The 11,085-nt window shown below is 66.7% G+C and carries 11 protein-coding genes and 1 tRNA gene; 1 reads left to right on the plus strand and 11 read right to left on the minus strand.

What is annotated here, in order from left to right; genetic code table 11:
* Positions 1-747 precede the first annotated feature (747 nt).
* Genes ACO1BU_RS33825 through ACO1BU_RS33860 form a run of 8 tightly spaced genes read right to left on the minus strand, consistent with a single transcriptional unit; the run spans position 748 to position 8,701 of the window.
* Positions 748-1,533, minus strand: coding sequence for an MBL fold metallo-hydrolase (locus ACO1BU_RS33825; RefSeq protein ID WP_424140329.1), 786 nt, complete (start codon positions 1,531-1,533; stop codon positions 748-750).
* 13 nt (positions 1,534-1,546) lie between these two features.
* Positions 1,547-2,320 carry a TatD family hydrolase gene (locus ACO1BU_RS33830; protein WP_424140319.1) on the minus strand — a complete coding sequence of 258 codons (774 nt, stop codon included), beginning with the start codon at positions 2,318-2,320 and terminating at the stop codon, positions 1,547-1,549.
* Positions 2,320-3,873, minus strand: coding sequence for a methionine--tRNA ligase (metG, locus tag ACO1BU_RS33835; RefSeq protein WP_424140320.1), 1,554 nt, complete (start codon positions 3,871-3,873; stop codon positions 2,320-2,322). The genes ACO1BU_RS33830 and metG overlap by 1 nt, the downstream gene beginning before the upstream one ends.
* 46 nt (positions 3,874-3,919) lie before the next feature.
* Positions 3,920-4,936 (minus strand): DNA polymerase III subunit delta', encoded by a 1,017-nt coding sequence (locus tag ACO1BU_RS33840; protein ID WP_424140321.1) that lies wholly within the window; start codon positions 4,934-4,936, stop codon positions 3,920-3,922.
* Positions 4,933-5,571, minus strand: a complete 639-nt coding sequence (gene tmk / locus ACO1BU_RS33845) for a dTMP kinase (RefSeq protein ID WP_424140322.1) — start codon at positions 5,569-5,571, stop codon at positions 4,933-4,935. Before tmk ends, ACO1BU_RS33840 begins: the two co-directional genes overlap by 4 nt.
* On the minus strand, positions 5,561-6,778 hold the full coding sequence (locus ACO1BU_RS33850; RefSeq protein ID WP_424140323.1) for a D-alanyl-D-alanine carboxypeptidase family protein: 1,218 nt from the start codon (positions 6,776-6,778) through the stop codon (positions 5,561-5,563). Before ACO1BU_RS33850 ends, tmk begins: the two co-directional genes overlap by 11 nt.
* Before the next feature lie 58 nt (positions 6,779-6,836).
* A complete protein-coding gene (locus tag ACO1BU_RS33855; protein ID WP_424140324.1) occupies positions 6,837-7,730 on the minus strand; it encodes a septal ring lytic transglycosylase RlpA family protein in 894 nt (297 codons plus the stop codon).
* Complete coding sequence (locus tag ACO1BU_RS33860) at positions 7,727-8,701, minus strand: lytic murein transglycosylase (RefSeq protein WP_424140325.1); 975 nt, start codon at positions 8,699-8,701, stop codon at positions 7,727-7,729. The genes ACO1BU_RS33855 and ACO1BU_RS33860 overlap by 4 nt, the downstream gene beginning before the upstream one ends.
* 262 nt (positions 8,702-8,963) lie before the next feature.
* Between ACO1BU_RS33860 and ACO1BU_RS33865 the strand changes: the two genes are divergently transcribed.
* Positions 8,964-9,167, plus strand: coding sequence for a hypothetical protein (locus ACO1BU_RS33865; protein WP_424140326.1), 204 nt, complete (start codon positions 8,964-8,966; stop codon positions 9,165-9,167).
* Between the two features lie 160 nt (positions 9,168-9,327).
* On the opposite strand, the gene ACO1BU_RS33870 is transcribed toward ACO1BU_RS33865, so the two are convergent.
* The 3 genes from ACO1BU_RS33870 to ACO1BU_RS33880 all read right to left on the minus strand — a co-directional run bounded on the left by ACO1BU_RS33870 (position 9,328) and on the right by ACO1BU_RS33880 (position 10,884).
* Complete coding sequence (locus ACO1BU_RS33870) at positions 9,328-9,651, minus strand: hypothetical protein (RefSeq protein WP_424140327.1); 324 nt, start codon at positions 9,649-9,651, stop codon at positions 9,328-9,330.
* Between the two features lie 606 nt (positions 9,652-10,257).
* The gene (locus tag ACO1BU_RS33875; RefSeq protein WP_424140328.1) at positions 10,258-10,539 is read right to left on the minus strand and encodes a hypothetical protein; all 282 of its coding nucleotides are present in this window, start codon (positions 10,537-10,539) and stop codon (positions 10,258-10,260) included.
* Between the two features lie 255 nt (positions 10,540-10,794).
* Positions 10,795-10,884: transfer RNA gene (locus tag ACO1BU_RS33880), tRNA-Ser, on the minus strand.
* Between the last annotated feature and the right edge of the window lie 201 nt (positions 10,885-11,085).

Below are 11,085 nucleotides of genomic sequence, written 5' to 3' on the forward strand. Positions count from 1 at the left end.
TACCTGGAGATCGCCGAGGCGAACCCGAGCCAGGAGCGGTTCGAGTGGGGGTGGGTCAAGCGGGCGTTGGGGACGGCGGCCCTCGTTTCATGAGCGCCTGGCGCGACCAGCGCCTCGTCTTCGCGGCCCTCACGGTCGCGGGCGTGGCCGCGCTGGTGCTCGTGCTGGCGGTCGCGTGGCTGGTGCGGGGGGCGTTTTGATCTGCTGAAAATTGGACTTTCGCAAACGGCAGATCGGAACCGATTTCTTTCGGATTGTCGCCCCCACATAACCCTGGCGCCGGGCGCGCGGGTGGGTAGAATCGTGGCGCTGCGGCGGCGTGGATGGACACGCGGCAAGAGCGATAGCGAGGGAGACGGTCGCCAAAAGCGCACGGGTAGGAGGGTCTTCGTGACCACTGGAGCCCGTTCTCAACCGACATAGAAAGAGCGCGTCGGAAGCTCCGTAGCCTCAGCCGGCGTTATAAATCCGGCCCGCAGCATCACAGCGGCCGGCGGGTGAGGGGCGTCCTCATCCCCGGCCGCTTTTTTGTGTTCGCGTTCCGGAATTCTGTCCTGATGGCACGGTCTTTGCCTTGGCGCGGCATTTTTCCCTGTGCCCGACTAGATATGGACTCTGGCCGATCATCCGTCGCAGGGTGAGGGACGGGCGCCAGACTTTTGACTCTAAAGCAAAGGGTTAGAGGGCTGAAACGCAGTAAAGGACCAATGTCGCGTAATGTATATTATGTAAAAATATGACTGCATGTCAGCCCGCCTCCAGCACCATTCCGTCATAAGCGGCTTCCACGCCTTCGGGCAGCGACTCCCGCATCCACTGCCAGTCGAGATCCGGCCCCATATGGGTCAGCACGGTCCGCTTCGCGCCGATCCGGCGCGACCAATCCACGGCCTTGGCGAGATGGGCATGCACGGGATGTGGCTCCCGCTGGAAGCAGCCGACGATCCAGTCCCGGACGCCCTCAAGCACGGCCATACTTTCCTCCGGCATCTCCACCACGTCGGTCGAGTAGCCGAAGCCGCCGATGCGCAGCCCCAGCGTCTCCATGACCTTGTGGTCCTGGGAGAACAGCCGAACTGGCAGGCCGGCGATCTGGACCAGTTGACCGGCCTCGACCAGCCGCGGCTCCAGCGCCGGCCGGAAGAAGCCCGGCGTCACCGGTCGGAAGGCATATTCGAACCGCCGCGTCACATCCTCCAGCGTCCGTGCGGTTCCATAGAGCGGCAGCGCGCGCCCCATGATGCGGTTCATGATCCGCAGCTCGTCCAGCCCAAGCACATGGTCTGCATGGGCGTGGGTCAGCAGCACGGCGTCGATCCGCGCGATCCCGCTGGCCAGGAGCTGCGCCCGGAGATCCGGCCCCGCATCGACGAGAAGAGTTGCACCATCAGGTGCCTGCACCACGATGCTCGAACGGGTTCGCCGGTTGCGCGGCTCATTGGGGTCACAGGCGCCCCAAGCCCCATGGCCGTCCGGGCCGCCGAGCATCGGCACACCTCCCGAACCGCCACAGCCCAGCACCGTAACTTTCAGCAAGATCAGAAACCTACACGCATCGGCTGAACAGTCGCATGAAGTTTCTCGTTGTCACCTCGGCCACCTTGGCACTGTCCCAGCCCCGGACCCGCGCCAGCGTGGCGGCCGTATGCGCCACCAGCGCCGGTTCGTTGCGCTTTCCACGCAAAGGGACAGGCGCGAGATAGGGGCTGTCGGTCTCCACCAGCAACCGATCCTCCGGCAGGTCCGCTGCGATGCTCCGCAGCTCCTCGCTTTTTGGAAAAGTCAGGATGCCGGAGAGCGAGACATAGCCGCCTGCCGCGACCACCGCCTCGGCCAGCGCGCGCGTGGAAGAGAAGCAATGGAGCAGCGCCGGAAAGTCGCCGCCGACCGCCCGCTCCTCGGCCAGGATGGCGGCAATGTCGTCATCGGCGTCTCGGGCATGAATCACCAGCGGCAGGCCAGTCCGCTGGCAGGCCCGGATATGCCGCCGGAAGCTCTCCTGCTGAACATCCCGCGGCGCTTTGTCATAGAAGTAGTCCAGGCCCGACTCACCGATCCCGATCACCCGCGGATGGTCCGCCAGGGCAACCAGCTCATCCACCGTCGGAATAACCTCCTCGCCCGCATTCTGCGGGTGGACACCGACGGTGCCCCAGACCTGGGGGAAGCGCTCGGCGAGCGCCTTCACCGTGGCGGCCTGGCCAACCCGCACTCCGATCGTGACCATCCGGCCTACCCCGGCTTCCAGGGCGCGGCCGATCACGCCCTCGATCTCCTCTTCGGAATAGTAGTCGAGGTGGCAGTGACTATCGACGAGCATCAGGCCGCCTCGTCGATCTTGCGGAACAGCGGCGAAGGCGCAGGCAGGGCCGCGCCGTCGGCGAGCGGCGCGGATAAGTCGGAGAGAGCGCGAGCCCCCTCCCCGACCCCGAGCTGGTCCAGCATGGCGCCCATGGTTCCGGGCATGAAGGGCTGCAGCACGGTGGCCAACCCGCGTAGCGCCGTGTGCAGGCTCCGCAGTACCGCAGCCATCCGCTCCGGATCGGTCTTCTTCAGCGACCAGGGCTTCTGCGCGTCGATCCAGGAATTTCCGAGCCGAACCACCACCCAGATCCGCTCCAGCGCCTCGCCGAAAGCCTGGCGGGAGATGGCGTCATCCACCTGCGCCGGCAGCGCCTCGACCGGGCTGAGAAGCTCCCGGTCCGCCTCGGTCGGCAGTGTCAGCGCGGGCAGCCGCCCCTCGCAATTCCGCTGGATCAGCGAGAGGGTGCGCTGCGCCAAATTACCCAGGTCATTCGCCAGCTCGCTGTTCAGCCGCCCGATGACGGCACGGCGGGAGAAGTCGCCGTCATTGCCGAAGGGCACCTCGCGCAGGAGATAATAGCGCAGCGGGTCGAGCCCGAACTCCTCGGCAAGCTGCAGCGGGTCCAACCCGTTGCCGAGGGACTTGGACATCTTCTGCCCCTCGATGGTCAGCCATCCGTTGGCATAGACGCGCTTCGGCGGCTCCAGCCCAGCCGCCATCAGGAAGGCTGGCCAGTAGACACAGTGGAAGCGCGTGATCTCCTTCCCGACCATGTGCACATCGGCCGGCCAGTAGCCCCAGCGCTCGGCATTGGTGTCGGGATAGCCGCAGGCCGTGATGTAGTTGGTCAGCGCATCCAACCAGACATACATCACATGCGCCTCATCCCCCGGCACCGGCACGCCCCATTTGAAGGAGGTGCGGGAAATAGAGAGGTCCTGCAGCCCCGCCTTCACGAAGGATGTCACCTCACGCCTCGTGCTGGCAGGCGCCATGAAGTCCGGATGCGCCTCGTAGAATTCCAGCAGCTTCTCGGTCCAGGCTGAAAGCCGGAAGAAGTAGGACGGCTCGCGCGTCCACTCGACCGGCGCGCCGGAGGCGATGGCCACCTTCTTGCCGTCGCGCTCCTCGATCTCGTCGGGGCCGTAAAAGGCCTCATCCCGCACCGCGTACCAGCCCTCGTAATGGCCGAGATAGATATGCCCGGCCTCCTCCAGCTTCTTCCAAAGCGCCTGGCAGGCGCGCTTGTGGCGCTCCTCCGTCGTACGGATGAAGTCGTCAAAGGAGATACCGATCTTCTCGGCCATGGAGCGGAAGTCACCGGCCAGCTGGTCCGTAAACTCCTGCGGCGACAGCCCGGCCGCGATGGCCGCCTGCTCGACCTTCTGCCCGTGCTCGTCCGTGCCGGTCAGGAAGAAGACCTCATTCCCCGCGAGCCGCTTCCAGCGCGCCAGCACATCGGCCGCTATAGAAGTATAGGCGTGGCCGATATGGGGTTGGCCATTCAGGTAATAGATCGGCGTCGTCAGGAAGAACCGCTTCCCGCCCTGCACCGTGGCCTCGCTCATTGTCCCGATCCCGCGCCATGTCCTGCCGGCGCGATCCGGGCCTCCGCTATACGGAGAGCCGCGAGAGACCGGTCAGCACCGCCTGCTTGCGGTCCAGGTTGAGCGTCTCGGTCTCGTCGGCCAGCCGGCCGAGCATGTCCCACAGCCCTGCCCACTCGGCAAGGCCGCGACCGGCCAGCCAGGGGGGAGCCCCCTCCCCGCGCCCGGCCCGCCGCAGCGCCGCGGCGATGCTGTCCCGCAAAAGCGTGAAGAAGGTTACAAAGGCCGTGCCGTCGCGCTTGGAGGCCAGCCGGTCAGCCAGGGCGTGCAATTCCCGAGGGTCCGGCCGCGGCAGCCGGGCGAGAAATCCCTCCACCTCCCTTGCCATGGCCAGCCCCTCGCCCTCGACCAGAGCCAGCGCCCGGCCTGGGCTGCCCGCAGCCATTCGTGCCAGCGCGTCGCGATCGCCCGGCTCCATATCCGGCAGCCAGCGCGCCAGCACGCCATCCATCTCCGCCTGCTCGAGCGGAAAAAGGTCCATGCGCCGCACCCGGCTGCGGATCGTGGGGAGCAGCCGGTCAGGGGCGGAGGAAGTGAGTACCAGCACGGCGCGCGGCGGTGGCTCCTCCAGCGTCTTGAGCAGGGCATTCTGCGCCTGCTCGTTCATCGCCTCCAGCGCCTCGATCACCACCACACGCCAGCCGCCTTCGGCCGGGGTCATGGCCAGGAAGCGCGTCAGCTCGCGCACCTCCTCCACGCGGATGATGACCTTCTTGCCCTTCTCCCCGGTGCTCGGGACCAAGGCGCGGAGATCAGCATGGGCGCCAGCCGCGACACGGGCGAAAAGCGGATCACCTGGTGGCACGAAAAGCGGCGCTTCACCCGGTGGCACCTCGCGGGGCATGCGGGCCAGCATCCAGCGCGCATAGCGCCATGCGAGGGTCGCCTTTCCGACCCCCGCCGGCCCGGTCAACATCCAGCCATGATGCATCCGGCCGGACAGCGCGGCATCCCGCAGCGCCGATGCGGCATGATCATGCCCGAACAGGCTTGGATTCGCCCGGGGCTCCGGCGGCAGGTTCACGCCGTGACCTCCAGCCGCTCTTGGATCGTGGCCAGGGCGCGTTGCAGCACCTCCTGCGGCGGGCGGGAAGCGTCGATCACGGCGCAGCGCTCCGGCTCCTGCGCGGCGATGGCCAGGAAGGCGGCCCGAACCCGCATATGGAAATCGGTGCCCTGCATCTCGTACCGGTTCACCTCGCCCCGCGAGAGCGCGCGTCCCATGCCGCGATCCGGCGGCAGGTCCAGTACCAGCGTCAGGGATGGCCGCAGCGTGCCGAGGGCCAGGTCGCAGAGCCGTTCCCAGACCTCGCGCGAAAGCCCCTGCCCCGCGCCCTGATAGGCCAGGGTGCTGTCGGCAAAACGGTCGCAGACCACCCAGATCCCGGCCTCTAGCGCGGGTTCGATGGTGCGCGCCACATGCTCCCGCCGTGCCGCGAAATGCAGCATGGCCTCGGCAATCGGGTCCCAAGGGCCCTGGCCGAGGATCAGGGCGCGCACCGCCTCCGCCCCAGGCGCGCCCCCCGGTTCGCGGGTCCGCAGCACCGGCAGGCCGGCATCCGCGAGCGCGGCCGAGAGGGCACGGGACAGGGTGGTCTTCCCCGCCCCCTCCCCGCCTTCCAGCGTAATAAACCGGCCGCGGGGCCGATCAGGCCCCACTGACCATCCGCCCGATCACGGCCGGGATGCGCGGGATCAGCCCAAGCCGCGCCACATCCGCCCCTGCCAGAAGCGGCAGGGTCATCTCCGGCACGCCCGCCCCGGATACGTTCATCTGACCGAGCTCCTGCCCCTTGGCCACGGGCGCGGGGATGGGGCTGTCATAACGGATCTTCACCTGCAGATTGCGGCGCCACTGGCGCGGCAGCGTCAACACCACGTCGCGCCCGCCGACCAGCGGCACCTTCAGCTTCTCGCCCAGATAGACCGGCGCCTCCTCAATGGTATCAGAGGCGCGGAACAGCGTGACATTCTCGAATTCGCGGAAGCCCCACTCGATCAGCCGCTCGGATTCCTCGCGGCGCGCGGCCATGGTGGGCAGGCCATTGAAGACCAGGATCAGACGGCGATCGCCGCGCTTCACGCTGCCGGTCAGGCCGTATCCGGCCTCTTCCGTATGCCCGGTCTTCAGGCCATCCGCACCGGCGACACGACCAAGCAGCGGGTTGCGGTTTTCCTGATTGATGTCGTGCCAGCGGAAGCTGCGCTCGCCGTACATCTTATAATATTCGGGGTGGTCGTTGATGGTATGGCGCGCCAGGATCGCCAGGTCGCGGCAGGTCATCCGGTGCTCGGGGTCGGGCCAGCCCGTCGCGTTGCGGAAGGTGCTGTTCTGCAACCCCAGACGCTTCGCATAGTCGTTCAACAGATCCGCGAACTGCGTCTCGCTGCCCGAGATGCCTTCCGCCAGCACGATGCAGGCATCGTTGCCAGACTGGATGATCACGCCGCGGATCAGGTCCTCGACCTTGATGTTGTCGCCGAGGCCCACGAACATTTTGCTGCCGCCCATGCGCCAGGCACGCTCGCTGACCGGAAACTCCTGGTCCATGCGCAGCCGCCCCTGCTGCAGCAGGTCGAAGACGACATACATCGTCATCAGCTTGGACATGGAGGAGGGCGGCATCCGCTCGTCCGGGTTCTTCTCCATCAGCACGGCGCCGGTGTCGGCATCCATGAGGATAACCTGGCGCCCGAGCGTATCCACTGGCCCGAGCGGCGTGTTGGCCGGTGAGGTCGGCGGCGGCGGCGCCGCCGCGCGGGCCGGGCGCTGGGTGCGGGACTGCGCTCGCGCCTCGCCCGCCATCAACCCGGCCGAAAGGCCGATCGCAGCTGCGCCCGCGATAAAATTCCGACGCTTTGGCATCCCCATGCCCCCCAAAACTGCGGCACCCGCATGCCCGGTCAGGCACAGCGGTACTACCCTAGTCCACGATGATCCGCGCTTCCGATACGCCCGCGCGCAGGGCGCCGTCGAGCGCCTTGTCGGCCTCCTCGGGAACGGCGAAGGGGCCCAGCCGCACGCGCCACTCGGGCCGCCCCGCCGGGCCGAACGCTTCCACCCGTGCCCCGCCCATGCGCGCCGCCTGGCGCTGAGCCGCCGACCGGTTGGTAAAGCTGCTGCCCTGAACGTACAGCTGCCCAGGCGTGGCGGCCCCCCGCGAGACACGCTCCGGCAGGACAAGCGGCGCCCCTGCCTGCTCCGGCGCCGCGGTGGCAACCTGGACCAGCGGGCCACGCCCCTCCCGCAGCTGCATCGCCTGCCGGCTGCCCGCGATCGGCGCCAGACTTTCGCGCTCTACCGTGCCTGAGGGCGCGACTGCGATGGCGGGTTGGCTGCCCTCCGGGGCAGGCAGGCCCGAGGCGAGGCTGCGGGACAGGTTACCGTCGACCGCAACCCGCACCTGCGCCGGCCGCCCGGAGTCAATGCCAAGCAGCTCCGCCGCACGGCGGGACAGCTCGATTACCCGCCCCGGACTGGCCGGGCCGCGGTCGTTCACCCGCACGACCAGCGACCGGCCATTCTCGAGATTGGTCACGGTCACCACAGACGGAAGCTGAAGCGTGCGGTGTGCCGCCATCAGCGCCGCTGGATCGTGTACCTCCCCGTTCGGCGTGCGCCGGCCGGCGCGCCGATCGGCCGCAACGCTGGCAAGCCCAGTTTCGACCAGGCCAAAATCCTCGCGCGGGTAGAACCAGAGATCCCGCAGCCGATAGGGCTCGCCCACCATGTAACGGGCTTCGGAAGCGGGCGGCGCGGGCTCCGGCGAGCAGCCTGTAAGCAGGCCCAGCGCCAGGAGAAAGGCGGCGCGCCTCACGCCACCCGGTCGGAGAGCAGGCCGACCGCCAGGGCGTAGAAGTTCGAGGGATTGTAGCGCCGGATCACGTTGAAATTCTGGTAGACGAGGAACGCCTGCGTGCCACCGGTGGAGGCACCCGGGATCAGCACGGCTCCCGTCATGTCCAATGGCGGTACCGGTGTTCCATCTGCAAAGGTCACGCCCAGCCGCGCCCATTCCCGCAACGGCCGCACATTGTCACGGCTGGCCTGCGAGGGGTCGAAGCCCGCCGGCAGGTAGATTTCCCGTCCCCAGCGCTCATCCTCTCTCCAACCCGAGCGGGCCAAGTAATTCGCGATGGAGCCGAGCGCATCCGCCCGACTGTCCCAGATGTCCTTTCGCCCGTCCCCATCCGCATCCACTGCCAGGCGTTCGAAGCTGCTCGGCATGAATTGAGGATGCCCCATCGCCCCGGCCCAGGAGCCACGCATCCGCTCCGGCGTGACATGCCCGGCATCAAGGATCCGCAGCGCTGCCATCAGCTCTCCCCGGAAGAAGGTAGCTCGCCGCCCCTCCCAGGCGAGGGTGGCGAGCGCCTCAATTACGCCGAAACCGCCGGTGTTCTGGCCGTAATTCGTTTCCATGCCCCAAATGGCCACCATGAAGCGGCCGGGCACGCGGAACCGGCCCTCCAGCGACTGCAACAGGGCGCGGTTGTCACCATAGGCACGGCGGCCGTTGTCGATGCGGGCCTGGCTGACGATGCGGTCGCGATACTGGTCCCAGGTCAGCGTGCTTTCGGGCTGGCGGCGGTCCAGTTCAACGACCCGGTCCACCGGCTGCACGCCCGCGAAGGCTCGCTGGAGCGTCGCGGCAGAAACCCCGGCGCGCCTCGCATCTGCCTTCACCCCTTCGAGGAAGGAATCGAAGCTGCCTTGCTGGGCGAGCGCGGGCGAGGCCAGGAGCAGGGCGGGGAGGAACAGGACGGACCGACGGCCAGGGCGGATCATGGGCGGACTGGTGCCACTTCCTGCCGCGCGGGGCAACGGATCCGATGAACATGCCGCCCGGTCTTGATGCCTTTTCCTGTTCCGTGCTGGCACCGTCCATGGCTGCCGGACCGAACAAAGCCGCCAAGCCTGCCCTGAAACTTGCCAGCGGCGAAGTGATTACAACGATCAGCGTCCTTGCAACAGAATATGACCGAGATGTGTCCGAGGTCGCATGCCAACCCCGCAATTCGTCTGCTGCTTCACACATCATAAGCAGACCATGAAGGCCGCTGCTTATGGGCGGAACGGAGCCTGGGAGCTGGTCATCCAGGACGAGCGCGGCCAGACCCTGTGTACTTGGCGCCCTGATTGCGCGTTCTTCCGCGATGCCCGCATCAGTACGATTCCGACGGCGTTGCAGATGATGGTGGCGATGGTTGAGGACGGAGTGCTGCCTCTGCGGGATTCGAAGCCGGACGCTTGAGCACGGGCAGCGCTTCCGCGGGCCGGCAGCCCCTCACGCAAAAGCCGCCCATGGCGATCTTCCGAACGACATGTCCCGGTGCCTCTGTTGGAAGCCACTCGCCCGAAGGCCTCGTGAGATCCTATGGCGGCGGACGGACCGTGCGGGCCCGCCCTGCCCGTCAGGCTTGCACGCCCAGGAAGAACTCCGCCTCCTCACGCACCGCTTCCATGACCATCTCCGCGGCCTCGTCGGTCAGCGCGATGCAGACGCGGCGCCGGTCTGGGCCATGGAAGTAGCGGCGGACGAGCTTCGCATTCTCCAGCGCCGCCAGCTTGCGGAGCGCGGTGCTCTGCGGCGCGCCGGAGGAGATGCAGACCGAGGAGACGGAAACATGGCCGCCCTCTGCCCGGACAGCGGCGAGGTCCAGCAGCATGTCCCAGGCCGGCCACTCCCCGAATTCGTCTGACAGCTTGCGCCGGCGCCTGGCGCGCAGCTTCAGCAAGCGTTTCAGCTCCCCTGCATCGGGACCGGCAGGCGGCGCTTCGGAGGGCTGCTCCGGCGCGGCTGTAGGAGCAGTTGTGTTCTGTCTCCCGTCAAAAGAGGTGAGCAGGCGGTCAAAAGTAGCCCGGAGTTCCGCGAGAAGCGCCGCGGTGTCGGCTTCGGAAGAACGATCATTCCGGGGCGAATTATTATTCTGGTCCGGTGCGGCGGCCTGCTGAGCGGGGGGGATTTTGAGGATCTCGTTCAACGTAGTGGTACCTTCCGGCTGGCTGACCGGGTTTACGATTGAGCCTCTGAATGTTTGCGCCACGACCCTGTGAACACAGCGATCGCCGCGGTTTGTGGCGTTTCAGCCACAAATTCAGTCCCTCAGCGGAAAAATTTTACTCCGGACCGAGCTTGATACGCCGGGGCACTGCCCTTGTGTTGCGTCCAGGCGCCACCCTGTTGTTCCAGGGCACAGAATATTAACTTTGCACCGTGCAGCCGGGTACAGGCTTCGCGCCAAGCGCCGCCCGTCGAAGCAAATCAGCCGCGCGATCTTCCGATCGGCGGCTGACAAAGCTGCAAAAATGTTAACAAGAGATGGGTTGGCTGCCGGGCAGCCTCAATCCTGCAGACTTGCTGATGTCTGGACGAACAGCCGCTGCTTCTCTGCCTCGAGGACTGCGGCCTCGAATCCCGCAGCGATTGTGGCACGCAGACGCATCGTGCGGACTGGGTCCCCATCAATCGGTCCGGAACTCAGCGCCTCCAGCAGAGAGCGGCGGAGTCGCTCGAGGGTCTCGGTGCGGTCCTCATGGGACGCACGGCGTGATGCCATTCCAGTCAGGGCCGAAAGGAAGACCCTTTTGATAAGGTTCAGGTCGAACTCACGATCGGCGTTCATGGGCCACCCAGGAGGTCTAATCGGGGCCGCTACCGGCCCGTCATGTTGATCACAGAAATGCTACCACAGGTTTCACCTGAATGTGAGCACTCAAATGGAGGTGGCAGGATTTTTCGCCCAGCCCGTAGTCCGAAAGTGGGCTGACCTTGTTGGGGAGCAAAGCTACTGGGCCTGCCCTGGGTAAGGCTTCGCCACGATCCGAAGCAGAATGGCCTACTGCCGGAGAACTGGCTCTTGGAGAGGCTTGGCCTAGTGTGGCGGATGGGGTGGGATTCGAACCCACGGCGGGCTTGCACCCGCGGCGGTTTTCAAGACCGCTGCCTTAGACCGCTCGGCCACCCATCCCTGCAACTCCCGGGTTACACCCTGTCCGCGGACAAGAAAACCTCTGAAGCGAGCAAAGGCGTGGCCTTGATCCCGCCCCGCCCAATGAGGGCGGGGCGTGGGTTGTGTTGGCTTTAGAGGGCGAAGTCGGAGGCGGCGAAGGCGTAGTGGCCGTTGACCTCGATCTGGAAGTCGGCCTTGCCGTCGCCGTTGACGTCGCCC

Origin of the sequence: Roseomonas chloroacetimidivorans (assembly GCF_049629625.1) — a bacterium.
Lineage (GTDB): Bacteria > Pseudomonadota > Alphaproteobacteria > Acetobacterales > Acetobacteraceae > Roseomonas > Roseomonas chloroacetimidivorans.

Coding starts and splice junctions, on each gene's coding strand:
- metG (WP_424140320.1), bottom strand. CDS start 3,873: ATGAGCGAGGCCACGGTGCAGGGCGGGAAGCGGTTCTTCCTGACGACG.
- ACO1BU_RS33860 (WP_424140325.1), bottom strand. CDS start 8,701: ATGATCCGCCCTGGCCGTCGGTCCGTCCTGTTCCTCCCCGCCCTGCTC.
- ACO1BU_RS33875 (WP_424140328.1), bottom strand. CDS start 10,539: ATGAACGCCGATCGTGAGTTCGACCTGAACCTTATCAAAAGGGTCTTC.
- ACO1BU_RS33865 (WP_424140326.1), top strand. CDS start 8,964: ATGAAGGCCGCTGCTTATGGGCGGAACGGAGCCTGGGAGCTGGTCATC.
- ACO1BU_RS33830 (WP_424140319.1), bottom strand. CDS start 2,320: ATGCTCGTCGATAGTCACTGCCACCTCGACTACTATTCCGAAGAGGAG.
- ACO1BU_RS33850 (WP_424140323.1), bottom strand. CDS start 6,778: ATGCCAAAGCGTCGGAATTTTATCGCGGGCGCAGCTGCGATCGGCCTT.